The organism is Albidovulum litorale, assembly GCF_025751495.1.
Taxonomy (GTDB): Bacteria; Pseudomonadota; Alphaproteobacteria; order Rhodobacterales; family Rhodobacteraceae; genus Albidovulum; species Albidovulum litorale.
Window position 1 is genome coordinate 601747 of sequence record NZ_JAOWKZ010000003.1, and the last position, 25831, is coordinate 627577.

Annotated in this window: 24 protein-coding genes; 9 read left to right on the top strand and 15 right to left on the bottom strand. The window is 63.6% G+C overall.

Translation table 11 applies throughout. The features are described 5' to 3' along the window. Positions 1-14: 14 nt before the first annotated feature. The 3 genes from OEZ71_RS13845 to OEZ71_RS13855 all read left to right on the top strand — a co-directional run bounded on the left by OEZ71_RS13845 (position 15) and on the right by OEZ71_RS13855 (position 2241). Positions 15-662: a pyrimidine 5'-nucleotidase gene (locus OEZ71_RS13845; protein ID WP_263740579.1), complete on the top strand. Its 648-nt coding sequence runs from the start codon at positions 15-17 to the stop codon at positions 660-662. A gap of 79 nt (positions 663-741) precedes the next feature. Beyond that, positions 742-975 carry a hypothetical protein gene (locus OEZ71_RS13850; RefSeq protein WP_263740580.1) on the top strand — a complete coding sequence of 78 codons (234 nt, stop codon included), beginning with the start codon at positions 742-744 and terminating at the stop codon, positions 973-975. Between the two features lie 72 nt (positions 976-1047). Beyond that, on the top strand, positions 1048-2241 hold the full coding sequence (locus tag OEZ71_RS13855; RefSeq protein WP_263740581.1) for a UbiH/UbiF family hydroxylase: 1194 nt from the start codon (positions 1048-1050) through the stop codon (positions 2239-2241). On the opposite strand, the gene OEZ71_RS13860 is transcribed toward OEZ71_RS13855, so the two are convergent. From OEZ71_RS13860 to OEZ71_RS13875, 4 genes are all read right to left on the bottom strand, one after another. Continuing rightward, positions 2238-3056 carry a class I SAM-dependent methyltransferase gene (locus OEZ71_RS13860; protein WP_263740582.1) on the bottom strand — a complete coding sequence of 273 codons (819 nt, stop codon included), beginning with the start codon at positions 3054-3056 and terminating at the stop codon, positions 2238-2240. The genes OEZ71_RS13855 and OEZ71_RS13860 overlap by 4 nt on opposite strands. 59 nt (positions 3057-3115) lie before the next feature. Continuing rightward, a complete protein-coding gene (locus OEZ71_RS13865; protein ID WP_263740583.1) occupies positions 3116-4246 on the bottom strand; it encodes an aminotransferase class V-fold PLP-dependent enzyme in 1131 nt (376 codons plus the stop codon). Between the two features lie 154 nt (positions 4247-4400). Further along, positions 4401-4859 (bottom strand): Lrp/AsnC family transcriptional regulator, encoded by a 459-nt coding sequence (locus OEZ71_RS13870; RefSeq protein WP_263740584.1) that lies wholly within the window; start codon positions 4857-4859, stop codon positions 4401-4403. Beyond that, positions 4856-5314, bottom strand: a complete 459-nt coding sequence (locus tag OEZ71_RS13875) for an Lrp/AsnC family transcriptional regulator (protein WP_263740585.1) — start codon at positions 5312-5314, stop codon at positions 4856-4858. Before OEZ71_RS13875 ends, OEZ71_RS13870 begins: the two co-directional genes overlap by 4 nt. Positions 5315-5442: 128 nt before the next feature. On the opposite strand from OEZ71_RS13875, the gene ilvC reads away from it, so the two are divergent. Both ilvC and OEZ71_RS13885 read left to right on the top strand, forming a co-directional pair. Next, positions 5443-6465 (top strand): ketol-acid reductoisomerase, encoded by a 1023-nt coding sequence (gene ilvC / locus OEZ71_RS13880; RefSeq protein ID WP_263740586.1) that lies wholly within the window; start codon positions 5443-5445, stop codon positions 6463-6465. A 113-nt stretch (positions 6466-6578) separates the two neighbouring features. Beyond that, positions 6579-7160, top strand: a complete 582-nt coding sequence (locus OEZ71_RS13885) for a hypothetical protein (RefSeq protein WP_263740587.1) — start codon at positions 6579-6581, stop codon at positions 7158-7160. A gap of 45 nt (positions 7161-7205) precedes the next feature. On the opposite strand, the gene glmM is transcribed toward OEZ71_RS13885, so the two are convergent. The 5 genes from glmM to OEZ71_RS13910 all read right to left on the bottom strand — a co-directional run bounded on the left by glmM (position 7206) and on the right by OEZ71_RS13910 (position 13985). After that, a complete protein-coding gene (gene glmM / locus OEZ71_RS13890; protein ID WP_263740588.1) occupies positions 7206-8549 on the bottom strand; it encodes a phosphoglucosamine mutase in 1344 nt (447 codons plus the stop codon). Further along, on the bottom strand, positions 8546-9559 hold the full coding sequence (gene folP, locus OEZ71_RS13895; RefSeq protein ID WP_263740589.1) for a dihydropteroate synthase: 1014 nt from the start codon (positions 9557-9559) through the stop codon (positions 8546-8548). The genes glmM and folP overlap by 4 nt, the downstream gene beginning before the upstream one ends. Before the next feature lie 47 nt (positions 9560-9606). Next, complete coding sequence (locus OEZ71_RS13900; RefSeq protein WP_263740590.1) at positions 9607-10467, bottom strand: dihydroneopterin aldolase; 861 nt, start codon at positions 10465-10467, stop codon at positions 9607-9609. A gap of 88 nt (positions 10468-10555) precedes the next feature. Continuing rightward, complete coding sequence (locus OEZ71_RS13905; RefSeq protein WP_263740591.1) at positions 10556-11242, bottom strand: cell wall hydrolase; 687 nt, start codon at positions 11240-11242, stop codon at positions 10556-10558. A gap of 199 nt (positions 11243-11441) precedes the next feature. Beyond that, positions 11442-13985: a pyruvate, phosphate dikinase gene (locus OEZ71_RS13910; RefSeq protein WP_263740592.1), complete on the bottom strand. Its 2544-nt coding sequence runs from the start codon at positions 13983-13985 to the stop codon at positions 11442-11444. A 151-nt stretch (positions 13986-14136) separates the two neighbouring features. Here OEZ71_RS13910 and OEZ71_RS13915 point away from each other — a divergent pair, with 151 nt between their 5' ends. From OEZ71_RS13915 to OEZ71_RS13930, 4 genes are read left to right on the top strand one after another with little or no spacing between them, the layout of a single operon-like run. Next, positions 14137-15204, top strand: coding sequence for an AI-2E family transporter (locus OEZ71_RS13915; RefSeq protein ID WP_263740593.1), 1068 nt, complete (start codon positions 14137-14139; stop codon positions 15202-15204). Continuing rightward, positions 15205-15879 (top strand): P-loop NTPase family protein, encoded by a 675-nt coding sequence (locus OEZ71_RS13920; protein ID WP_263740594.1) that lies wholly within the window; start codon positions 15205-15207, stop codon positions 15877-15879. Positions 15880-15920: 41 nt separating this feature from the next. Further along, positions 15921-18083, top strand: coding sequence for an RNA degradosome polyphosphate kinase (locus OEZ71_RS13925; RefSeq protein ID WP_263740595.1), 2163 nt, complete (start codon positions 15921-15923; stop codon positions 18081-18083). Positions 18084-18093: 10 nt separating this feature from the next. After that, positions 18094-19695: a Ppx/GppA family phosphatase gene (locus tag OEZ71_RS13930; RefSeq protein ID WP_263740596.1), complete on the top strand. Its 1602-nt coding sequence runs from the start codon at positions 18094-18096 to the stop codon at positions 19693-19695. A 70-nt stretch (positions 19696-19765) separates the two neighbouring features. On the opposite strand, the gene OEZ71_RS13935 is transcribed toward OEZ71_RS13930, so the two are convergent. The 6 genes from OEZ71_RS13935 to OEZ71_RS13960 all read right to left on the bottom strand — a co-directional run bounded on the left by OEZ71_RS13935 (position 19766) and on the right by OEZ71_RS13960 (position 25753). Beyond that, positions 19766-21229, bottom strand: a complete 1464-nt coding sequence (locus OEZ71_RS13935) for a calcium-binding protein (RefSeq protein WP_263740597.1) — start codon at positions 21227-21229, stop codon at positions 19766-19768. A gap of 173 nt (positions 21230-21402) precedes the next feature. Then, positions 21403-21774 carry an AAA+ family ATPase gene (locus OEZ71_RS13940; RefSeq protein WP_263740598.1) on the bottom strand — a complete coding sequence of 124 codons (372 nt, stop codon included), beginning with the start codon at positions 21772-21774 and terminating at the stop codon, positions 21403-21405. Positions 21775-21800: 26 nt separating this feature from the next. Further along, entirely contained in the window at positions 21801-22832 is a 1032-nt protein-coding gene (locus OEZ71_RS13945) for an endonuclease/exonuclease/phosphatase family protein (RefSeq protein WP_263740599.1), read from the bottom strand. Between the two features lie 4 nt (positions 22833-22836). Further along, positions 22837-23520: a molecular chaperone DjiA gene (locus OEZ71_RS13950; RefSeq protein ID WP_263740600.1), complete on the bottom strand. Its 684-nt coding sequence runs from the start codon at positions 23518-23520 to the stop codon at positions 22837-22839. 78 nt (positions 23521-23598) lie between these two features. Further along, positions 23599-24216: an autoinducer binding domain-containing protein gene (locus OEZ71_RS13955; protein ID WP_263740601.1), complete on the bottom strand. Its 618-nt coding sequence runs from the start codon at positions 24214-24216 to the stop codon at positions 23599-23601. Positions 24217-24301: 85 nt separating this feature from the next. After that, positions 24302-25753, bottom strand: coding sequence for a Do family serine endopeptidase (locus tag OEZ71_RS13960; protein ID WP_263740602.1), 1452 nt, complete (start codon positions 25751-25753; stop codon positions 24302-24304). Between the last annotated feature and the right edge of the window lie 78 nt (positions 25754-25831).

Below are 25831 nucleotides of genomic sequence, written 5' to 3' on the forward strand. Positions count from 1 at the left end.
CATAATGTCGCGCCATGCCGCGCGAAGCCTTTTCCCATGTCGAGGCCTGGGTCTTCGACCTCGACAATACGCTCTATCCGCCATCGGTCCGGCTCTTCGATCAGATCGAAGTGCGGATGACAGCCTATGTGATGGACGCGCTCGGCGTGCCGCGCGAGGAAGCCGACCGGCTGCGCAGCCACTACTGGAAGCTTTACGGCACGACACTGGCAGGGTTGATGCATGAACATGGGCTCGACCCGGATCCCTATCTCATTGATGTGCATGATATTTCCTTCGATGCGCTAACCCCGGACCCGAGCCTGCGCAACGCAATCTCCGCTCTGCCAGGTCGGCGGATCGTCTATACCAACGGATCGGCGCCCTATGCCGAACGGGTCCTCGCCGGGCGCGGGCTCAGCGGGCTATTCGACGCGGTCTACGGCGTGGAACATGCGGGCTACCGGCCGAAACCAGAACGGGTGGCCTTTGAGACGGTCTTTGCCCGCGATGGCGTCGCGCCCGAACGGGCCGCGATGTTCGAAGACGATGTGCGCAACCTCGCCGCCCCGCATGAGATGGGGATGCGGACGGTGCATGTGGCACCCGCGCCCGAGCCCGCGCCCTTTATCCACCACCATACCGACGACTTGTCCGATTTCCTGAAAAGCCTCCTGAGCTGATCCCGGACTGCGGCATTCAGACCCGTTGCCGCGCAGCCTGCGCGTTCATATCTGCCCTTCCGCGCAACAGGAGAACTTTATGACCGTAACCACTGCCCACAATCCCTGGTACTTCGCCATCCCCGTTTTCGGTTGGATCGCACGCGATCTCATCCATGGGACTCGCGACAATATCCTCTATTTCCTCGTCATCCTGCTGACCCTTCTGGTGCTGGCGGTGAAGAACTGGGGGCTTGTGGCGCTGGCAATGACGGCGCTCGCCACCGTGCCGGTTATCTTCGCGACGCTGATCCTGATCACGCTGGGAAAGTAACACCGCGACGGTGTGCCCTCTGGCTGTCCGGTCCCGGCTCGCCTAGACTCCACCCAAGCGAAAGGCGGGGCCATGGCAGTGACGACCGATATCCTGATTTCCGGTGGCGGTGTTGCCGGGCTGACCGCGGCAGCGGCCTTCGGCGCGGCGGGGTTTTCAGTAATCTGCACCGATCCCGCACCCCCCGTCACCGATGATGGCGAGGGCGCCGACCTGCGCACCACCGCCTTTCTGCAGCCGGCCCGTTCCGTCCTGACCGAGGCCGGACTCTGGGACCGGCTTGCCCCCCACGCGGCGGAACTCAAAGTGATGCGCATCGTCGATGCGGGCGGTGAGATACCCGAGCCGCGGGTCGTGAAGGATTTCGACGCGGCCGAGATCGGCGAAGAGCCCTTCGGCTGGAACTTCCCCAACTGGCTATTGCGCCGCGAACTGGTGGCCCGGATCGCCGAATTGCCGAATGTCGATTTCCGCCCCGGCATCGCGACACGCGGGGTTCTGACCCGCGAAACCGAAGCGCGGGTGACGCTGTCGGACGGGGCGCAGGTCTCGGCCCGGCTTCTGATCGCGGCCGACGGGCGGGGCAGCCCGGTGCGTGAGGCCCTCGGCATCGGCGTGAAGACCATGCGCTATGGTCAGAAGGCGCTCGCCTTCGCCGTCACGCACCCGATCCCGCATGAGAATGTCTCGACCGAGATTCACCGCACCGGAGGACCGTTCACCCTCGTTCCCCTGCCCGACCGCGATGGCAAACCCTGTTCCGCCATCGTCTGGATGGAGCGGGGGCCGGAAGCCGAACGCCTCGCCGCCCTGCCCGCCCCGGAATTCGAGTCGGCGATGTTCGAGCGCTCCACGGGCCTCTTCGGGCCGCTGACGCTGGTCACAAGACGGTCGATCTGGCCGATGATCGCCCAGATCGCCGACCGGTTCGAGGCCGAACGCACCGCGCTGATCGCCGAGGCCGCCCATGTCGTTCCACCCATCGGCGCGCAGGGGCTGAACATGTCGCTCGCCGATCTGGCCTGCCTGTTGGATCTTGCGAAAGCCGCGCCGGAGCGGCTTGGCGACCGGACCATGCTGCAAAGCTATCACCGCCGCCGTTGGCCAGAGGTCAAGGCGCGGGTTCTGGGGATCGACCTTCTGAACCGTACCTCGATGCTCTCGCCCCGCCCGCTGCGCGACATGCGGGCCAGCGCCCTGAATGCGCTCTATTCGCTCGCGCCGGTCCGAAAAACGCTGATGAAGGCCGGGCTCGGGATGCGCTAGACTTCGCACAGAAAGCTGACAGTCCGGATACGGCGCTCCTTCAGGTTCTGCACCTGATTACGCACCATCTCTTCAAACCCATCGCCGAAGATGATGCCGCTTGAACTCGCACGCGCGCCAGATTGGGCGATCCTCGCGGCCACGTCCTTGAACCAGTTCAGACTTTCTTCGGTTGAATCGATCCGCTCCAGCCGCGTGAAGCCTGCGGCCACAAGCAGTTCGCCAACCTCATCAGGCGTCGCCACGAAGCTGATCGACGCGTCCCGCGCCCATGGCACCGGATAGATGATGTCACCGCCCTCGCCCTGCATGACATCATAGACCGCAAACCGCGCGCCCGGTTTCAGCACGCGATGCGCCTCGGCATAAAGCTTGTCCTTGGCGGCAATGTTCATCGCGACGTGAACGGTCAGCGCGGCGTCGAACGCGTTATCCTCGAAAGGCAGAGCCGTGGCGTCGCCCTGAACGAAACGCACCTTGTCGGAAAGCCCGACCCAGCCGCTCATCTCATCTGCGGCCCGGCAAAACTCCGGCGTGAGGTCGATCCCCGTGACGTGACAGCCCCAGGTCTCGGCCAGGGTCCGTGCAGGTCCACCGAGCCCCGATCCAAGATCAAGCACACGCGTCTTCGGACCAAGCAACAAAGCCTCGCCCAGTTCCAGCGTCGCCTTGCGGCCACGGATGTGAAATTCGTCCACCGGGCCCAGATCGGCCGTGGTGATCGCCCCCAGATCCTTGCCGTCTTGCTTCAGGCTCGCCGCGATCCTTGCGGCAAGCCCTTCACCACGGGTGTAGTGTTCTGTGACATCTGTCATCGTCGACCCTCCCCCGGCGGCCAAGTCTAACCGCAGGCGGGCCGTCCGGGCAAATTCGGTCAGCCCATCGCGGCGTCGAGCGCACGTTTGATCCGCCCGACGGTACCCTCGACATCATAAAGCTTGTCGAGACCGAAAAGACCCAGACGGAAACTGCGATAGGCCTCGCCCTCGCCCACCTGCAACGGCACACCGGCGGCGATCTGCACGCCCGCCGCGACGAACTTCTTGCCGGTCTGGATATCGGGATCGTCGGTGAAGCTGACCACCACGCCCGGCGCGCCGAAGCCTTCGGCGGCGACCGACTTGACGCCGCGCGATTTCAGTTCGGCCCGAACCGCATTGCCAAGTGCCCACTGCGCGTCGCGCAACTTCTCGAAGCCGTAGTCCTTGGTCTCAACCATCGTGTCGCGGAAGGCCGTCAGCGCATCGGTCGGCATGGTCGCATGATAGGCATGCCCCCCGCCTTCATAGGCCGCCATGATCGACCGCCACTTCTTCAGGTCCATCGCGAAGCTGGAAGACGTCGTTCCCTCCATCCGCTTCTCCGCCTCGGCATTCATCATCACGAGCCCGGCCGAGGGCGAGGCCGACCAGCCCTTCTGCGGGGCGGAGATCAGCACATCGACACCGGTCGCCTTCATATCGACCCAGACGCAGCCCGAGGCGATGCAGTCCAGAACGAATAGCGCGCCGACCTCATGTGCGGCATCGGCCAGAGCCTTCAGGTAGTCGTCGGGCAGGATCATGCCGGACGCGGTCTCCACATGCGGCGCGAAGACGACGTCAGGCTTTACCTCTCGGACGGTCTTCGTCACTTCCTCAATCGGCGCGGGCGCAAAGGGGGCCTGTGCCTCGTTGCCCGCACGCCGCGCCATCGCGACATGGGTTTCACCCGCGAAACCGCCCGCCTCGAAGATCTGGGTCCAGCGGTAGGAAAACCAACCGTTCCGCACGATCAGCGCGCGTTTGCCCGAGGTAAACTGGCGGGCGACGGCTTCCATCGCATAGCTGCCACCCCCCGGCACCAATGCCACCGCATCGGCGTTGTAGACCTCTTTCAGCATGGACGAGATATCCCGCATAACCTGCTGAAACTGTTTGCTCATATGGTTCAGAGACCGGTCGGTGAATACGACCGAAAATTCTTCCAGTCCCTCAGGGTCAATATCGGGAAGCAAAGCGGGCATGCGCATCTCCTTGGCAAATCAGACCTCGCGTAACGCAGGGAATCGGTAAAGGCAAAGTCTACCTTTGCATACCGACAGAAAATTGCGCGGCCAGCCCGGAAGGGAGACATTTCATACCCGCCCACCCCGGCCGTAAGGTGGGTTTAAAACCACCTTACCCCAAAGGTCCGGGCCGCCTTTCCTCGGAAAGAAGCACATTGGCCTCCACATTGCCGACCCCCGGCAGGGTCATGACCCGGCGGCGCAGGACACGCTCAAAATCGGCCAGATCGCGGGCGGTCACACGCAGGCGGTAATCGTATAGGCCAAGAACGTGCTGGACGGTCTGCACCTCGGGGATGGCGGTAGCGGCGCGCTCGAAATCCTCAAGGCTGACTCGACCCTTTGTGGCGAGTTTCACGCCAAGAAAAACGGTGACGCCGAAGCCGAGCCTTTCGGCATCCAGATCGATGCGGCGACCTGCGATCACGCCCGCCTCCTCCAGTCGTTTGATCCGCCGCCAGGTCGCGGGCTGGGAAAGCCCCAGCGCCCGCCCCACGGCGCCCGCACTTTGCGTCGCATCCGCGACCAGCGCCCGCAGGATCGACCGGTCGGTGTCATCAAGCGCGATCATAGCGGCAGGCTCCCCGTCTCCTTGATCGTCGAAACCAGCATCAGGCTTTCAATATCGGCGATATGCGGCAGGGTCAGGATGCGGTCGCGGTAGACCTCCTGATAATGCCCCATGTCGCGGGCGATGACGTTCAGACGGATGTCAACGCGACCGAGGAAGGTCTGGATCTCGATCACCTCTGGCACCTCACGGGCAGCGTCTAGAAATTCGTCGAAGGCGCGCGGATTGGTCTTGTCGAGCGTGAAGCGCAAGCTGACTTCGACCGCCCAGCCCAAAGCGCGCCAGTCGATCACCGCATGCTGACCCTTCAGCACGCCCGCCTCGGTCAGCTTCTCCAGCCGCCGCCAGCAGGTGGCCGCCGTCACGCCCGCCCGTTCCGCCAGATCGGCGGTGGCAAGGCCCGGCTCTGCCAGAAGCTGGCGCAGGATGCGGCGGTCTGTGTCGTCGATTTGCATGATTTTTCCGTATTGTGCCGCCAAATAGAATTGAATTTCACGATATATGTAAATTTTATCGAACTTTGAACGGTAAATCGCCCGCGCCTGTCTATCTTCGCCCCCAGAAACGAAGAAAGGAACGCATCATGCGCGTCTATTACGATCGCGACTGCGATATCAACCTCATCAAGGACAAGAAAGTCGCCATTCTCGGCTATGGTTCGCAGGGCCACGCCCACGCGCTGAACCTGCGCGACTCGGGCGCCAAGAACGTGGTCATCGCGCTCCGCGAAGGCTCGCCCTCGGCCGCGAAATGCGAGAAAGAGGGCCTGAAGGTCATGGGCATCGCCGAGGCGGCTGCCTGGTGCGACGTGATCATGTTCACCATGCCGGACGAACTGCAGGCCGAGACCTACAAGAAATACGTGCATGACAACCTGAAAGAGGGTTCGGCGATTGCCTTCGCCCACGGCCTCAACGTGCATTTCGGCCTGATCGAGCCGAAGGCCGGCGTCGACGTCATCATGATGGCGCCGAAGGGCCCGGGCCACACCGTGCGCGGCGAATACGTGAAGGGCGGCGGCGTGCCCTGCCTCGTGGCCGTCCATCAGGACGCGACCGGCAAGGCGATGGAAATCGGCCTCTCCTACTGCTCCGCCATCGGTGGTGGCCGGTCGGGCATCATCGAGACGAACTTCCGCCAGGAATGCGAAACCGATCTTTTCGGCGAACAGGCGGTTCTCTGCGGCGGTCTTGTCGAGCTGATCCGCATGGGCTTCGAGACTCTCGTCGAGGCGGGCTACGAGCCCGAGATGGCCTATTTCGAATGCCTGCACGAAGTGAAGCTGATCGTGGACCTGATCTACGAAGGCGGCATCGCCAACATGAACTACTCGATCTCGAACACCGCCGAATATGGCGAATATGTCTCCGGCCCGCGCATCCTGCCTTACGATGAGACCAAGGCCCGGATGAAGGCAGTTCTGACCGACATCCAGACCGGCAAGTTCGTGCGTGACTTCATGCAGGAAAACTCGGTCGGCCAGCCGTTCTTCAAGGCGACCCGTCGCCTGAACGATGAGCACCAGATCGAACAGGTCGGCGAGCAGCTCCGCGCGATGATGCCCTGGATCTCCAAGGGCAAGATGGTCGACAAGTCGCGCAACTGATCCCGCCCAATTGCAGACCTGCCGGGGCGGTCGCGCCTGCCCCGGCAAAATGTTAGTGTTTTGCCGTATGTTCCGACCGTGTTACTCTTTCCGTAAAAAAAACGGAGGGGTACATGGACAGAAGATCCTTTGGCACTGGGCTAGTAGCCGCTGGTGCATCCTGCGCGATAAGTCCCGCCGCAGCGTCCGAGGAAGACCGTGACAAGGAAATCCGCAGGCTGGCGGATCAGTTCATGCGGGTCAGTCTCAAGGTGCCGGGCCTTGGGTCAGCGGTTCTCCTGACTGCCCTTCTGATTGTCGTAGGCGACTTCGCTTATTCCTATAACATGCAGCAGAAGTGGCAGCGTTTTGCATTATCACGGGCCAATCTCGGGAAAGTCCCTCTGTTTGGTGGCCTGACCCGTCCGACGGTTCTGACGCGCATGGCGACAATGATGCCGGTCGGCACTGCGATACTGGTGCATACCACGCTGATCCTGCTTCTCGATGCTGTTCTGCCACGGCCCCCGAAAAGCATGACAATCGTCAATGATGATAACGAGTTCTGGACCAAGTCGAGACCGGATCGGGTTCGATGGAACAGAAATGCACGGGAGTTTGAACGCAATTCCACACTCGCCAGGATCGGCGGCTACTTCGACCCGAAGACTGGCGAGTTTCTGGCGCTGATACCGCCACACCTTCGATTGAACTGACCCACAAGCACGTTCCGACGATTGGAGGCGCCTTATCCGACGCGGTCAGACGGCGGCTTCAACCGCCGCGACGATCCCATCCACGACCTCGGTCAAAAGCGCCTCATCCTCGCATTCGGCCATGACCCTTATCAACGGTTCGGTGCCGGATTTGCGGATCAAAAGACGGCCAGAGCCGTTCAGGCGCGCCTCGGCGCCGGTGATGGCGTCCTGCACCGAAGCGGCGGAAAGCGGTTCTTTCCCAGCGCCATAGCGAACGTTCTTTAGAAGTTGCGGCACGGTGTCGAACTGGCGAGCGAGTTCCGAGGCCCGCTGCCCGGTCTCGGCCATGGCAGCAAGGAATTGAAGGCCGGCAATCAGTCCGTCACCCGTGGTCGCATAGTCCGTCATCACGATATGGCCCGACTGCTCGCCACCGAGGTTGAAACCGCCCTCGCGCATCCGTTCGACCACATAGCGGTCGCCGACAGCGGTGCGTTCCAGCCTGAGGCCGCGCCCGGTCAGGAACCGCTCCAGCCCCAGATTGGACATCACGGTCGCAACCAGCGCACCGCCCTTCAGTCTCTCGGCCTCGGCCCAGCGCGCAGCAAAGAGCGCCATGATCTGGTCGCCATCGGCCACACGCCCGTTTTCGTCGAGGATCATGACCCGGTCAGCATCGCCATCAAGGCTGATGCCAAGATCTGCGCCATGGGCGACGATCGCCTCGGCTGCTGTCTGGGTATAGGTGGAGCCACATTTATCGTTGATGTTGAAGCCGTTAGGGGAAATTCCGACCGGGATCACGTCGGCCCCCAGTTCCCACAGCACCTCGGGTGCGGCCTTGTAGGCAGCGCCGTTGGCACAATCGACAACCACCTTCAGGCCCGACAGCGCCCCTCTCACCGGGAAGGTCGTCTTGGCATATTCGACATAGCGGCCCAGCCCGTTGTCGATCCGCTTGGCGCGACCGATATTCTGCGGCTGCGCGAGCGCGATATCGCCTTCGAGGATGCGTTCGATTTCTGCCTCGGCCTCATCCGACAGCTTGAACCCGTCTGGGCCAAAGAACTTGATGCCGTTGTCATGTGCATGATTGTGGCTGGCCGAGATCATGATGCCGAGATCGGCGCGCATCGACCGGGTGAGGAAGCCGACACCGGGCGTCGGCACCGGGCCAAGCAGCAGCACGTTCATCCCCGTGGAGGTCAACCCCGCTGTCAGCGCGTTTTCCAGCATGTAGCCCGACAGCCGCGTATCCTTGCCGATCACCACACGGTGGCCGTTGCGCCCGTCGGTACGGAAGAACCGCCCCGCCGCCGCGCCGAGCCGCAGCGCCATCTCCGCCGTCATCGGATAGGTGTTCGCGGTTCCCCGCACGCCATCGGTGCCGAAAAGCTTCCTGCTCATGTCGTTTCTCCCAGCGTCACGGCCTGCCAAAGCCTCAGCGCCTGTTTTGCCTCTGCCATATCATGAACGCGGTGAACCTGCACGCCCTGTGACAGCCCCGCGAGCGTGACGGCCAGCGTGCCAGGCACCCGGTCATCGGCCTTTTTCGCCCGCCCGATCGTACCGATGAAGCGCTTGCGCGAGGCCCCGAGCAGGATCGGACAGCCGAGCCCATGGAAGAGCGACAGACCCCGGATCAGGGCGAGGTTGTGGTCAACCGTCTTGCCGAAACCGATGCCGGGATCGACGATGATCCGGTCGCGACGAATACCCGCCGCCTCGGCCACGGCGACGCGCGCCTCCAGATAGTCGTAGACGTCGAGCAGGACATCGTCATAGCGCGGATCGTCCTGCATCGTCGCGGGATCGCCCTGGGCATGCATCAGGCAGAGCGGCACGCCCGCCTTCGCCACCACTGACGCCAGTCGAGGATCATAGCTCAAGGCCGCAACATCGTTGACGATTCTTGCCCCGGCGGCAAGCGCTGCCTCGGCGACCTCCGCCTTGCGGGTGTCGATCGAGATGGGCGTCTGAATCCCCGCTCCGGCCAGCGCGCGGATCACCGGTTCGGTGCGCTGGACCTCTTCGCCGACGCTCACCGCCGCTGATCCCGGCCGCGTGCTTTCGCCGCCGATATCAAGGATATCGGCCCCCGCCTCTGCCATGCCGCGCGCATGGGCGACCGCCGCATCGGCCGCATGGAACCGGCCACCGTCGGAGAAACTGTCGGGCGTCACATTTATGATGCCCATCAGGCGCGGGCGGTCCATCGTCAGCCCGGCTATCGGGCCACGCGCATCGCACAACCGCCGCAGCACCGTTTCGGGCACCTCATCGACAGTGACCACTTTCGCGGCCTTGCCTCGTTCCAGCCGTTCCAGCCGGTCGAACCATGACCAGCCGCCTGCAAGCCAAGGCGCAAGGGCCGGGCGGGCGGCATCTGTCTGGGCGATGGGGCGGTAATAGATCATGGTAAGCGGTTTAGGCCGGGCCGGGCGCGAATGGCAAGCGGCCCCTGTCACGCCCGCTCGACCGGCACGCGGCAACCCGCCGGAATTGCAACATCGCCGTGAGCAACGATCTTTGCCGCGCCGAGGTCTTCGGCCAGCCAGCAGGCCAGCACGCCCGCATCCGCAACTTGCGGGGCGCCCGGCGTGTCAAGGATGAGTTTCGACGGCGCCCAGACCACGGCGAGGCCCTGTTTCAACGCCCAGTCAAGCTCGGTGCGGGTGGCGACCACGGTAAGGGCGGGATCGCCGGCCGCCGCACCCCATGCCGCCTGTTCCATCGCCAGGAGGTCGATGCGAAGCTGAGCGACGCCGGTCGTGGCCATGGGCCGTTTCTCGGGCAAGGGCGGCACGACCACGGCCGGACCTTGCGCGCGGCCTATCTGCCAGCCGCCCTGCCCCGATACGTGGACGACCGGCATTGGCGTTTCGGCCGCCACGGCGGGGCCCGCGATATCGGCGCGGCTGCGGACGATCTCTACCCCCAGCGCATAGGGCCCCCGGTCGAGCTTCTCGATCCTCAGGAAAACGCGTTCCGCCTGCGGTTCGGCCAGAATGCGGGCGGCGATATTATCGGCCAGCGTCTCCAGAAGGTTCAGCCGCTCAGCAGCAAGTTCGGCCCCGATCGCCTCGGTCAGTCGATCGTAGGATAGAATGAGATCGACGTCATCGTCCGCAGCGTTCTGCGGGGCAAGCTCCACCACGACATTGAAGCGCAATCGCTGCTCCTGCCCGCGTTCGACCTGAAAGGCACCGATATCGGCCGAGACGATGTAATCGCGCAACGACAGCCGGTCGGGCGGGTTAGACCCTTCCATGGCTTTCGCTCGCTCCTCGGGATGGGCGAAGGCCTGGGTGATTTCGTCGGACATGAAAGGCTCCGGGGCAGCGTCGCGGGCGATCATAGCGCCGCGCGCGGGCACCGAAAGGCGGAAGGCGGCATGGTGCCGCCCGCCAGCGTCAGTTCATCGCGGTCTTGAGCGGCGCCCGGTAGAAGATGTGGCGGCCGATCTTCGTCGTCTTTTCGAACCGCTTCGCCCATGAAGGCCGCACGGCGGGCGTATGGAAATAGGTCGCCCCATCCGTCAGCTGACGCGGCGCGCCGTCTATCATCGCGCGCGCGATCTTGCCCGCCACCGTCCATGCGCCGCGGTCGCGGATGTTCTCCGGCCGCCCGTCGCAGGTGAACGAGAACTGGCAGCCGCGCGAATTGCCCTGATTGACCACGCCGCAGATCGTCTGCGGGAAGGTCGGGCTTTCGACCCGGTTGAGGATGACCTCAGCCACGGCGGCCTGGCCCTTGATCCCCTCACCGCGCGCCTCGAAATAAAGCGCGGTCGCGAGACATTCAAACTCAGGTCCGCCCTTCGCGGCGGGTTGCTCGGCCAGCCAATCCGCGTCATAGGCAATATTGCCATCGGATTTCGACTTCGACGGCTTCGCCACTGGCGGCGTCACGATCTTGGTCAGCCGGGCGGCACTCACAGCCCCCAGCGCGGCCTTTTCCTGGCCAAGGAGCGCCGTGAGGTTCATCCCCAGGGCAGCGGTCGGATCATTGGACTGGCTCACCGTCATCTCGGCATGCACGCCTCCGGCGAGGGCGAGGAGCAACACCGCGCTCCCGGTCCAGCACTTCAGCACTGACATTGTTCTTTCCCGAATTACTTCGTCGAGCCACAGCCCCCCAAGGCTTTGACGGTGGCGGACATAGCCGAAATGGCCGACCCCGTCCACCCTTGAGACATTTTTGCAACAATACCTGTGGATAACCTGCATACCGTTTCCGAACAGGAAATCCTGTCGCAGCCAGCCACACGCGACGAAATCCATCTTAAATTATTGATATTTATTGATATTTTTTCGAATTTTGCCGATCGAGAAGAGCAAAATGGGCCGCTGCGAGACGCGCCACAGGCACCCGGAACGGCGAGCAGGAGACGTAGTCGAAGCCCAGCCTGCGACAAAATGCAATAGAGGCGGGGTTGCCGCCATGCTCTCCGCAGACCGAAAGCGTCACATCTTGTCGTATTTCGCGCCCGCGAGCAGAGCCCATAAGCAAGAGTTCGCCGACGCCATCCTCGTCCAGAACGTGGAAAGGATCCTCTGGGTAGACCCCCTGCTGCACGTAGTCGCTCATAAAGCGACCGGCATCATCGCGCGACAGGCCGTAGGTCATCTGCGTGAGGTCATTGGTACCGAACGACAGGAAAGCCGCGTGCTGCGCGATCTCGCCTGCGCGCAAAGCCGCGCGTGGGGTTTCCACCATCACGCCAAGCCGGTAGTCGAAATCGGCGGCGGTCGCGGTCCGCACAGCAGCGGCAACAGCGTCGACCCGCATCTTGACCAGTTCAACCTCGCGCTTGGCCGAGACGAGCGGGATCATCACCTCGGGCACCACCGCCGCACCGCGTTTCGACGCCTCGACCGTGGCCTCGAAAATCGCACGAGCTTGCATCTCATAGATCTCGGGCACGGTCACGCCGATGCGAACGCCGCGCAGGCCGAGCATCGGGTTGAATTCCGATAGCGCCTCCACCCGGCGCATCACTTCCGACAGCGGCCGGTCGAGCGCCTCGGCCAGTTCGCGCATTCCCTCGCGGTCCTGCGGCAGGAACTCGTGCAGGGGAGGGTCGAAAAGCCGGATGCAGACCGGCAATCCCGCCATGATATCGAAAAGCGCGATGAAATCGGCCCGCTGCATCGGCAGAAGCAGATCCAGCGCGACCTTCCGGTCCTTCGCCGTGTCGGCAAAGATCATCTCGCGCATCACCGTCAGACGGTCCTCGTCGAAGAACATGTGCTCGGTCCGGCAAAGACCGATCCCCTCGGCCTCGAACATCCGTGCCGTGCGGGCATCATCGGGCGTGTCAGCGTTGGCGCGAACACCGATGTCGCGCACATTGTCCGCCCAGTGCAGCAGCGTCGTGAACCATTCGTCGAGCGCGGGTTCCAACATCTCTGCCTGACCGGCCAGAACATCGCCCGTCGTGCCGTCAACGGTGATCACATCGCCTTCGCGGAAGCTGCGGCCATCCTTTGTCTTCAGAACCTTGTCGCGCTGATTGATGTCTATCTCAGACGCCCCGACAATGCAGGGCAGGCCCAGCCCACGCGCGATCACGGCGGCATGGCTGGTTACCCCGCCACGCTCGGTCAGGACGGCAACGGCGGCATGCATGCCGCGAATGTCCTCGGGCGAGGTCTCGCGCCGGACAAGAATGCAGCGTTCGTCCCGCGCCGCCGAGGCCTGAGCATCGGCCGAGGTGAAGACCAGGCGCCCCGACGCACCACCGGGACTGGCTGCGATACCGCGGGCAATCCGGTCGCGCGGCGCGCGCGGATCGACCTGATAGTGCAGCAGTTCGGATATCGCGCGCGGCTCCACCCTCAGGATCGCTTCTTCGCGGTTGATGATCTTGTTCTTCGCCAGAGTCACGGCAATCCGCACGCTTGCTCGCGCCGAACGCTGGACCCGCACCGCGTCAATCACCTTCAGCGCGCCGTTTTCAAGCGCGAATTCGATCTGCATCTCTTCGCGCAGCTTCCGGCGACAGATCTGGCAATGTTCCTGCAGGGCGGCAAAGACCTCGGGCGCCGCCTCTTCCAGCGAATGGCCACGCTTGTCCTTAACCAGATAAAGGGTTTCCTCCGCCTTGCGGTTGGCCGGTTTCAGCCCCCGGAACCGGCCCGTGACCTGCGGTGCGCCGGTCACAGGTTCAATGAGCTGGATCGTGCCGCGCCCAGACAGGCCGGGACCGAAGGCCTGCGCCATTTCCTGAACGACCAGCCCGAGTGGCGCATCCGCAGGCGCCCCCTTAGCCTCGCGCAGAAGCCGGGCCGTCGTGCCTTCCCAGGCCCGCGCCATGGACCGCATCACCTCGGTGAATTGCTGGGCAGGGGATTGCGGGAATTCCTCGTCCATCTCGGCTTCATAGGCCGCGAGCGCGGCGGCCAGCGCCTCGGCCGATGGCTCGGCGGTGAACATGTCGGGATCAAGCCGCGCCACATGGATCGCATAGGACTGCACAAAACCCAGATAGGTCGCATCGGCGAAGGCCTGCCCGTGGTCGCGAGCAAGCTGGGCATGTTTATCGCCATTCATGCCGACGTTCAGGACCGTGTTCGGCCCGCCCCAGTCGGGATTGCCCGGCGAAGGCCGGATCGAGACGAGCACACCATCGAAACGCGCGGCGATACCGCCAATATCCGGCATCTGCCCGGCAGCGATGGCGCGCACCGTGTCGCAGGGCAAGGCCACGGTCTTTGGAACCGGCAGATCAAGACGGATCAATCGCTGCAGGCATTTCGCCCGCCAGCCGTGACGTGCCGGGTCAATCGCCGCAGACGGCGTGACCTCGGTATACTGGGTGAAATCGCTATGCTTCTGCACTGCGGCAACCTTTCTTCGCGCCGCAGAATAGCGCCGATCCGTTGGCACGCAAGCAAAAGCGCCGCAACCGGCCTGTGGCGTGACGCCCCGGCGTCCCGGCTTGCACGCCGCCCTTCATTGCGCCATGACTGGCGCGAGACAGGAGACGATCATGGCATTGCCGATCCGGAAGCAGGCGACATATTGGGGCATCGCGGCGGGCGTGTTCTTTGCTGCGCTCTGGGGGCTCGGCAATGTGATTCTGCCCTTCCTCGTCGGCGGCGCCATCGCCTATTTCCTCGACCCGGTTGCCGACAGGCTGGAACGCGCAGGCCTCAGCCGAACGGCGGCAACCTCGGTCATATCGGTAGGTGCACTTCTTATCTTTGTCCTTCTGTCGCTGCTCATCGTCCCGATGCTGGTGCGCCAGCTTGTCGGCCTCGTGAACGCGGCGCCGACGATCTTCGGCGAATTGCAGGGCTTCCTGACCGCGAAGTTCCCCTCGTTGATGGATGAACAAAGTGCCCTGCGCGACGCGCTGAACGGTATCGGCAAGACCATTCAGGCGCGGGGCGGTGAACTGGCGCAGGGCCTTCTGACCTCCGCCCTGTCGGTCATCAACGCCATCGTCTTCATCGTTGTGGTGCCGGTCGTCGCCTTCTACCTGCTTCTCGACTGGGACAACATGGTCGCCAAGCTCGACAGCTGGCTGCCGCGCGACCACAAGGAAACGATCCGCACCATTGCCCGCGACATCGACCGGGTGCTGGCGGGCTTCGTGCGCGGGCAGGTTTCGGTCTGCATGGCGCTTGGGACCTTTTACGCCGTCGCGCTGATGATCGCCGGGCTCGATTTCGGGCTGATCGTCGGGGCCATCGCCGGGCTCATCACCTTCATACCCTATGTCGGCGCGCTGATCGGCGGCGCGCTCGCCATCGGGCTGGCGCTCTTCCAGTTCTGGGGCGACTGGCTGTCGATCGGCATCATCGCTGCGATCTTCGCCGCGGGCCAATTCCTTGAAGGCAATGTCATCACGCCGCGCTTTGTCGGCAAATCCGTGGGCCTGCACCCGGTCTGGCTGCTGTTCGCCCTCTCGGCCTTCGGCACCGTTTTCGGGTTCGTCGGTATGCTGGTCGCCGTTCCGGTCGCTGCCGCCATCGGTGTGCTGGCGCGGTTCGGTATCGGCCGGTATCTTGACAGCCGCCTCTATCAGGGCCTTGCCGGGCGGGACGAGGAATAAATGCCACGCCAGCTTGCCTTCGACCTGCCGGTGCGCCCCGCACTGGGACGCGAGGACTTCTTCGTCTCACCCGCAAATGAACTGGCACTGGCCGCACTCGATGCGGGCGGCTGGCCGCAGGGCAAGATGCTGCTTCTCGGGCCCGAAGGCGCGGGCAAGAGCCATCTGGCGCAGGTGTGGGCGGGCGATACCGGCGCACAGGTTATCGCGGCCCGTGACATTACCGCCCTGCCCCTGCCCGAACCCGGACCGATGGTGGTCGAGGATGCCGACCGCATCGCGGGCGACCGTGAGGCGGAAACCGCGATCTTTCACCTGCACAACCATCTGTTGGCCGCAGACGCGCCCCTGCTGCTGACCGCCCGGCGCGGCGCGACGCATTGGGGCCTGACCCTGCCGGATCTAAAAAGCCGGATGGAGGCGACCGCCACCGCCGAGCTTATGCCACCCGATGACGCGCTGCTCGCCGCGGTCTGCCTGAAACTCTTCGCCGACCGCCAGCTTCAGGTGACCCCTGCCCTGATCCAATGGCTCGTCCGCCGCATCGACCGGTCCTTCGCGGCTGCGCGGGCCGCCGTCGCCGCGCTCGACGCCGCGGCACTTCAGCGCGGACGGCCCGTGACGCGAGCCCTGGCGGCCGAGGTGCTGGACACCGCGCCGCACGACGACGCATGATGCGTCACGAAAGCGTCACATATCACGATCATAAGCCCCGCATGACACAGGCAGATTTCCTCAAGGCCCCCTTCCCCAAACCGGTCACCCTGCCTGAGGCGGACCTTACCGGCCCGAAACGCTTCTTCAACCGCGAACTGAGCTGGCTGGCGTTCAACTGGCGGGTTCTGGACGAGGCGCGCAATCCCCGCGTGCCTTTGCTGGAGCGGCTCAGGTTCCTGTCGATCTCGGCCACCAACCTTGATGAATTCTACACGGTCCGCGTGGCGGGCCTGCGCGAACTGGTGCGGGCGGGCAATTCGATGCATTCGGATGACGGCCTCAGCCCCGCCGAGCAGCTTCAGCTGATCAACGCCGATGCGCGCCGCCTGATGACGATGCAGCAGACGGTGTGGAACAAATTGCGGAAGGAGTTGGACGCCGAGGGGATCGTCCTGCTGACCCGGTCGAAGTTGACGAAGAAGGATGAGGCGTTCCTTTCCGACTACTTCCTCAATAAGGTCTTTCCAGTCCTATCGCCGCTGGCCATCGACCCGGCCCATCCCTTCCCGTTCATCCCCAATACCGGCTTCTGCCTCGCGTTGGAGCTTGAACGCGACAAGGGCAAGCGGCACCTGCAGGCGCTTCTGCCGATCCCGCAACAGATCGCCCGCTTTGTCGCCATGCCGGGCGGCAAGAGGTTCCTGCCGATGGAGGAACTGCTGCTCCTCCATCTGAACTCGCTCTTCCCCGGCTATGTCGATACCGGCCACTGCGCCTTCCGGGTGCTTCGAGACAGCGATATCGAGGTCGAGGATGAGGCCGAAGACCTCGTGCGCGAGTTCGAGACCGCGCTGAAACGCCGCCGCCGGGGTCAGGTGATCCGGCTGAAGATGACGGCTGGTGCGCCCGAAGCGCTGCGCGCGCTGATCATGGAGGAACTGGCCGTCACGCCGGACGAGGTCGTGGAGGTCAAGGGCATGGTCGGCATGGCTGACCTGAAGGAACTGGTGCTCGACAGCCGCCGTGACCTGCAATGGTCCTCCTTCACGCCCCGCGTGCCGGAACGGGTGCAGGACCATGACGGCGACATGTTCGCGGCGATCCGCCAGAAGGACATGCTTCTGCACCATCCTTACGAGACCTTTGACATGGTCATCCGCTTCCTCTCTCAGGCGGCGGCGGACCCGAATGTGCTGGCGATCAAGCAGACGCTCTACCGGACATCACAGGACAGCCCCATCGTCTCGGCGCTCTGCGAGGCGGCGGAGGCCGGGAAATCCGTCACCGCGCTCGTGGAACTGAAGGCGCGGTTCGATGAGGCCGCCAATATCCGCCAGTCGCGGCGGCTGGAACGCGCGGGCGCCCATGTCGTCTATGGCTTCATCAACTACAAGACCCATGCCAAGATCTCGACCGTGGTGCGGCGCGAGGGCGAGAACCTCGTGACCTATACCCACTACGGCACCGGCAACTATCACCCGATCACCGCACGCATCTATACCGACCTCAGTTTCTTCACCTGTGATACCTCCCTTGGCCGCGATGCGACCAAGGTCTTCAATTACCTCTCCGGTTATGTGCAACCCGAGGGGCTGGAGAATATCGCGATCTCGCCGATCAGCCTGAAGCCACGGCTTCTGGAGATGATCGCGGCGGAGGCAGAGCATGCCCGTCAGGGGAAGCCGGCGGCGATCTGGGCCAAGATGAATTCGCTCATCGAATCCGACATGGTCGACGCGCTCTATGCCGCCTCTCAAGCCGGTGTGAAGATCGAACTTGTGGTGCGCGGTATTTGCGGCGTGCGGCCCGGCATCAAGGGGCTATCCGAGAATATCCGCGTCAAATCCATCGTCGGCCGGTTCCTTGAACACAGCCGGATCGTCTGTTTCGGCAACGGCCATGGCCTGCCCTCGAAACACGCCCGCGTCTTCTTTTCCTCTGCAGACTGGATGGGCCGCAACCTCAACCGCCGGGTCGAAACGCTGGTCGAAGCGACGAACCCCACCGTGAAGGCGCAGATCGTCAGCCAGATCATGGCGGCAAACCTTGCGGATGAGGCGCAAAGCTGGGTCCTGCAGCCCGACGGGCGCTATATCCGCGACCTGCCTGAAGGGCGCGATGATCTCTTCAACTGCCACCGGTTCTTCATGGAAAACCCCTCGCTATCGGGCCGCGGCTCGGCGGGGGCGAAGGACGTGCCGAAACTCGCCCATGCCGATTGAGGATCTCCGGATGCCTGCCAGCACCGCCAAGAAAAAACCGACGAGCCGCGAGAAGAAGAAGGAAAAGGTCGCCAAGGCCCGGTCGCTCGCCGAGGATTCAGGCCCCTTCGGCAAACCGTTGTTCGACGACCCCTCCGCCCGCGCGCTGGAACGGGTCGGCGTGGTCGATGTCGGCTCAAACTCCGTCCGTCTCGTTGTTTTCGACGGTGCGGCCCGCAGCCCGGCCTATTTCTACAACGAAAAGATCATGGCGGGCCTCGGTCAGGGGCTGGCCGAAACCGGACGGCTGAACCCGACCGGCCGCGCAAGGGCGCTTGCGGCGTTGAAGCGTTTCGCGGCGCTTGCGAAGGGCATGGACCTGCCGTCCCTGTCCTGCGTCGCCACGGCGGCAGTGCGCGAAGCCGAGGACGGATCGGAATTTCAGGCCGAGGTGGAGCGCGAGACCGGGCTGAAGCTCTGGGTCATCGACGGGCTGGAAGAAGCGCGGCTGTCGGCGCAGGGCGTTCTGCTCGGCTGGCCCGAGGCTGAAGGCATAGTCTGCGATATCGGCGGCAACTCGATGGAACTGGCGGAGGTTTCCGGCGGCAAGGTCGGTCGCCGCGTCACCTCGCCCCTCGGCCCCTTCCGGCTGCAACAGATCAAGGGCGGTAAGAAGGGCCTACAGGCCTATATCAAGGAAACGGTGGAGAAACTCGCGGCCGAAATCGGCACGGGACACGAACGCATCTATCTGGTCGGCGGGTCATGGCGGGCGATCGCAAGGCTAGACATGGAGCACCGGGCCTATCCGATGACGGTTCTGCACGAATACCGGATGAAACCGCAGGCGCTCTTGCAGACGCTGCACTGGATCGGCGAAAGCGACATGAACGATCTGAGGGCGAAAACCGGCACATCGGCGGCCCGGATGGAGCTGGTGCCACTTGCCACACAGGTGCTGCGCCAGCTCGTGCTGACCTTCCGCCCAAAAGAGATCGACGTGTCCTCTTATGGCATCCGTGAGGGGCTTCTCTACGAGCAGATGCCCGAGCGGCTGCGCATGCGCGATCCGCTGATCGAGGCCTGCCGCCACGCCGAACGCACGATGGCGCGGATGCCGGGGTTCGGCAAGAAACTCTACCAGTTCCTGCTGCCGCTTTACGCCAGCGAAAGCTTTCAGAAACTGCGCATGATCCGAGCCGCCTGCCTTCTGCACGACACAACCTGGCGGGCGCATCCGGATTACCGGGCCGAGGTCTGCTTCGACAACGCCACCCGCGCCAATCTCGGCGGGCTCAGCCATCCGGAGCGGGTCTTCCTCGGCCTGTCGCTCCTGCACCGCTACAAGAACTCGCGGGCGGGATCGCGGATGGAACCGCTCTTTGGCCTGCTGAGCGAGGCGCAGATCAAGGAAGCGGAAGTGCTGGGCAAGGCAATGCGCTTTGGCGCGATGTTCGCCGTGAAGTCGCCCGAAGAGGCCGGCGAACTCGTCTGGCGGCCGAAGAAAAAGGTTTTGGAACTCAGGCTCAACGCCCATTCCGAGGCACTGTTCGGCGAGGTGGCACAGGCGCGGTTCGGATCCTTGGCCGATGCGCTGGGGGCAGAGGCCATCGTGACGAACGTCGCCATCTGATCTTCGGCGGGGTGAAAAAGCGGCACGCCGCACCGCTTTTCCCTGTCGCAAACTGCGGCGCTTTGCGCCGTCAGCCGAACACGACATCGCTTGCGTCGATCAGCGAGGCATCGACGCCGGTCAGCACCACCGTGACATTGGCGAAGTGCAATACCGTATCGCTGCCCTGCCCCGCCACCGTGATTCCGGTGACGTCCAGCACCCCGGCGGTGATCCGGATCAGGTCGGTGCCATCCTCGAAATCCGCAACAGTGTCATGGCCATCGCCGGTGGCAAAGACGAACTCATCCGCGCTGGCCCCACCGGTCAGCCAATCATTCCCGGCCCCGCCAGCAATTCTGTCCGCCCCGTCACCACCTGTGACCGTATCGTTGCCAGAGCCACCGTCGAGGATGTTCCCCGTGCCGCCGATCACGGTCAGGCTGTCATGCCCCGCGCCACCGTAAAGTTCAGAGAAACCGCTGCTGCCCGCCTCGATCGTGGCGGTCATCTGGTCGTTGCCATTGCCGCCATCCAGAAGGTTATGGGCGACGGCACCGGCATAGGGATCGTCAAAGGCATTGGCATCGGCATAGGCAGACATCACATCACTGCCGTGGCCGCCATGCAGGACGTTCTCGGCGCTAGCCCCGGGAAAGTAGGCCCCGGCAATCGTGCTTGCCGTCATCAGATCGTTGCCCGAACCGCCGTCGAGGGTGTTGGTCGCCGCAGCCACGCTCTGAGCCAAGGCGAGGATCGTGGAGGTCATGCTGTCATGCCCGGATCCGCCATCGAGGGTCGAGGTCATCGTCGTGCTGTCATTCTCGCCGTCAGATTCCTGATCCGCCGTCAGCACGTCATGGCCGCTGCCACCGGACAGGATGTTCTCGCCCGCCGGCGCGGCCGAATTGGAATCGAGATGGATGCTGGCCGAAAGGACATCGTTGCCCGAACCGCCATTCAGCACATTCCTGGCCAGAATGCTGCTGTTGGAGAACACCGTGGCCACGGCCGTAATCGTATCATGACCCGAACCGCCGAAGATATCGTTGATCGCGGTGCTCTCGTTGCCAAAGAAATTACCACCGACCGCCAACGCGGTGATGGTATCATGACCGCTGCCGCCAAAGACCCAGTTTGTCACCACGCTGTCGCCGAACGCGTCGGACACCGTGCTGATCTCGATCACATCCGATCCGGACCCGCCGCTGACAGTCACATCGAATACTGCGTCGGAAATGTCGTTGTCCGTCCCCGTGAAATCGACCGTTATCGTATCGTCGCCCGATCCGCCACCGGCAACGGCGCTGACGGTCCAGACCTCTGCCGCCGGGTCATTGGCCAGATTGAGCGCGATCCCAATCGTATCGTCACCGGAATTGCCAAAAAGTGCGGTGTGATTGAACGTGCTGGTCAGCGTATCGTCGCCCGCCAGACCGAAAACCAATTGCCCCGCGCCCGTTGCCGCGAGCGTATCGCTGCGCGATGTACCAACAACCGGCGAGAGAAGCGAAACGGGGCGTGATGCCCCTTCTGAAGATGACATCTCGGACATTCCGCCCTCCAAAAATAGTAAATCAAAAGCCGCGGCCGAAAATACCGCAGCGGAAAGCATGCCAATGCGACCCCGAATCCACAACGTGAAATTTGGCTCGCGCCGCACGAAAACGCGCTGATTGCGAAAAGTTCCGGGGCACCCGCGTCAGCCGGTCAGCGGTGGAAACTAGGTCAGATGTCTATTTCCTCGCCCGGTTCGGGCATCGCCAGTTCTTCGGGCGATTTTCGGCGGATGATGATGTCACCATTCGGCAGCACCTCGGGCGCATGGTAATTCTTGATGTCACCGATCATCGCCGAGAGATCGCGCAGCATCGGCTCCATTTCGCCCCATGCCTCGCCAAGCTGGAATTGCAGGTCTTTCAGCGTCGGCTCGACCTCATCGAGCATGGAGCGCATAATGATCTTCGCCCCCTCTTCCAGCAGGCTGAAGCCCTCATCGACGCTTTCGTCACCGGCCTCCTGCGCCATCAGTGGCGCGGTGCTCAGCATCAGGGCAGTCAGGGTGATCGCGATGCGGTTCATGGCCTCAATATAAGGCATGCGCCGCCCGAAAAACAGGAGCGACGTCAGAATGTGATGTCGACCGAGACCGGGAAATGATCGGACGCGGTCAGGAGCGCCTCGCGCAGTTCCGGCACCGCATAGATCTTCGGGTCATCGAACGGATGCCAGATCCGCCATTTCGGCGCCCTGGCGCGCAGATCGGGCGAGACCATGATGTAGTCGAGCAAGGCCGAGAAGTAGCAACCCTTGTCGTCAAGATAGAACCGCGCCGTCGTCGGCATCAGCGCGACCTTCTTGCCGAAGGCCACCCGCGCATGGGGATCGAAAAGCCGCGTCTCATGCGGTTCGTCCCAGCCCATGACGATCTCCACCCCGGACCGGCCGAAGAGTTTTTCGTATTCGTCCAGCCCCGGCCCGTCGTTGAAATCGCCCATCACCATCAGGCTGTCGCCCGCCGCCAGATGTTCCAGCACCCGTTCGCGCAGCCAGATGCTCTGGGCAAGCTGCTTGCGGCGGTTCTCGATGGCGAGCCGTTTGGCCTGCGCCGTGCTCCGCGCCCCGTGCGGGGCTTTCGATTTCACATGCACCCCGATCATGCGGAATTCGGCGCCTTCTGGGGTTGTCGCGGCGATTTCCAGGGGAGGTTTCGAAAACCGCACGACATCCATCTTTGCGTCGATATTCAGATCGATCCGATAACTCGAATCGAACCGCGGCGCGGCGGTGCCCTCGATCGGTTGGTCGGGCAGACCAAGCGGGTCGTGGCGCACACTCAGCTTGTCGGGATCATAGAGCAGCGCGATTTCCTGCTGCGTATCGTTCTCGTAGCCGATCAACGCCCTGCGGGTGCGCAGATCGTAGCGCGCGGCAAAAGCTTCCAGCATGTCGACCGACTTGTGGCGCCGGTTGTTGTCAGGGGCCTCGATGATCATCACCGCATCGGCATCCATCGCGGTAAAGACGATGCCCAAGGCGGCCAGCTGATCGGCGCGGGTGACGTTGTAGCGCGACGACCAGCCGCCATCCTCCAAAAGTTGCCCGTCGCGGTCGAAGAGGTTGGTGAACCACTCGACATTGTAAGTGGCGATGCGCATCGGCTCAGGCCGCCTTCTTGCCGGTGATTTCCTCCCAGGCGCGGTTCACCGCGACCAGCCGCTGTTCGGCCAGCTTCAGCGCCTCTTCCGGCAGGCCGCGGGCGCGCATCCGGTCGGGATGGCAGTCCTTGACCGCCTGCCGCCAGGCCGCGCGGATGTCGTCCATGGGCGCGTCATGCGACACCCGCAGGACGTAATAGGGATCGGGCGCGGCGTCGGGCACGAACCGGGTCAGAAGCGAGCGGAAGCAGCGGTCATCGACGCCGAAGATGCGGGCGACCTCACGCAGGAACGCGTCCTCATGCGGATGATACTCGCCATCGGCCATTGCGATGTGAAAGAGGCCCTCCATCAGATCGACCAGAACCGGATCACCCGGTCCGAGCATCGCGGCAATCTTGCTGGCATAAAGCTCGAACCCCGCCACGTCCTGCCGGGCAAGGTTGAAGACGCGGGCGGCATTGTCCTCTTCCTCGCGGGCAATCGCAAAAACCTCGCGGAAGGCCGTGACCTCATCCCGCGTCACCTGCCCGTCGGCCTTGGCCATCTTGGCGCCCAGAGCGATGACGGCGATGGTAAAGCCGATGGAGCGTTCGGGCGGTGTCTTCAGCCGGTCGAAGACAGCCGACAGCCCCTCGCCCTTGGCAAGGGCGGCTAGGGCCTCGGATATTCGGGTCCAGATCGACATGGGCAGACCATAACTGCGTAAGTCAGGATTGTCAGTGCGTCACTTGATCTGATCTTTCAATAGCCTCTGCGGCCTTTGTCAGAGCAGTTTCGCATCCTTCGCATGGCGCAATGCCTCATCCGGGGTCCGCGCCAGAAGCGCACCACAGAGCGCATCGATCCGCGCCCTCCCGTCGGCCTCGGTCACGCCCAACGCCCGTGCAACGGCGGCCCCAGTCGCGCCTTTTGCGACCTCGCCGAGAATTGTGCGGTCCTCCGTCGAAAGGGTCTCAGGCAGTTTTGCCGCATCGTGAAGGGCGAAGACGATGGTCTTTGCCGCCGCGATCTCGTCATCGGTGAACTCGCGGTCAGCGCGGCCCATCGAACAGATGGTCAGCGAATTCAGCGGCCCGCAGGCGACCGAAGCGCCATAGACCAGCCCGTGTTTCTTGGCCTTGCGGAAGATGCCGAACGGGTCGGGCAGGAAGGCCGAACTCCAGCGGATCGTACCGCCGACGGTCATTGCCCAGGTCAGAAGCGGATCGCGCAGCATATAACCGTTCTGGGTATATTCGTCGGTCCAGGCCTTCGGATACGTATTGTAGGTCTGAAGCGGCGAGGTGCCGCGGATCCTGAGCGCCAGAAGATATCCGCCAGGGGCGATATCCGCGATCTTGCCGGCCTCATTGTCCAGCCGGCTGAGCAGGGTGTCGGTCATTTCCGCTCCCACCCGGACTGCAATGCGGTTCGGGCAAAGTAAGGTGGGTTTGAACCCACCTTACCAAACACTTCCGTCCTCGGGATCACTCGACCGACAGCGCCACGAACCTGGGATCGCCGTCGCGGCGGATGAGCAACAGAAGCGACTTGCGTCCGGCCTCCTTGGCCTCGTCGATCCGAGCCTCGAAATCAGCGATGGAGGCGATTTTCTGCTGCCCGGCCTCGGTGATCAGATCACCTGCGCGCAACCCCTTGCCAAAGGCCTCGCTCGTCTCGTCGATTTCCGAGATCAGAAGCCCCTCGCTGTCCGCGGGCAGGTTCATCTGGCTGCGGATATCGTCAGTCAGGACGCCCAGCGTCATGCCCAGCACGTCCTGCTCAACCGGCTCGGTCGATTCCACCGAGGCCGGAACAGGCTCACCTTCCGCCAGTTCGCGGCGGCCAAGCGTCACCAGCAGCGTTTGGCTCTTGCCGTCACGCAGCACGATCACCCTGACCGCCTTGCCGACATCGGCGTCGCCCACGCGGCGCACCAGTTCACGGGTATCGGCGACCTCGGCCCCGTCAAACGACGTGATGACATCGCCCGAGAGCATGCCGCCGTCCTTGGCAGGCCCGTCCGGCACATCGGTCACAAGGGCACCCTTGGCATCGGCCAGACCCATCGCCTCGGCCACGTCCGGCGTCACGTCCTGAATGCGCACGCCCAGCCAGCCGCGCCGGGTTTCACCGAATTCCTTGAGTTGGCCAACGACCTTGGAAACGACGTTCGACGCCATGGAAAAGCCGATACCGATGGAGCCGCCATTGGGGCTGAGGATCGCGGTGTTCACCCCGATCACCTCGCCGTCCATGTTGAACAAGGGTCCGCCCGAGTTGCCACGGTTGATCGCGGCATCGGTCTGGATGAAGTCATCATAGGTGCCGGAAAGCTCGCGGTTGCGGGCCGAGACGATCCCGGCCGAGACCGAGAAGCCCTGACCAAGCGGGTTGCCCATCGCCATGACCCAGTCGCCCACCCGCATCACATCGGAATTGCCGAAATTGACGAAAGGCAGCGGCGTTTCGCTTTCCACTTTCAGAAGCGCGATATCGGTCTTGGGGTCGGTGCCAACCAGTTCGGCGTCGAGTGTTGCACCCGAGAAGAACTCGATGGAGATCTCGTCGGCGCCTTCGATGACATGGTTGTTCGTCACGATGTAGCCGTCTTCCGAGATCACGAAGCCCGAGCCCAGCGCATTGGAACGGCGGGGGCCCCGCGGCGCGTTCGGGTTTCCGAATTCGCGGAAGAAATCCTCGAAGGGCGAGCCTTCGGGCACGATCGGCCCGCCATCCACAGGCGCCGCGACCGTCGTCGTTGTCGTGATATTGACGACCGAGGGGCTGATCCGATCGGCAAGATCGGCGAAGCTTTCAGGCGCTGCGCGGGCCTCCACGGGGACTGCCTGTCCAATCGCCAGCGCCAATCCCAGCGCCATCGCCCAGACCGTTCCGGCCACGGCACCGGGCCGCAGGGCGGGTTTATGAAGAGTCATCACCTGAGATTTCACTCCGAACTCCCTTGTTCTTCGTTCTGCGGCGGGAACGGCCGTTCCGCCCCCGGGCCGCCGTAA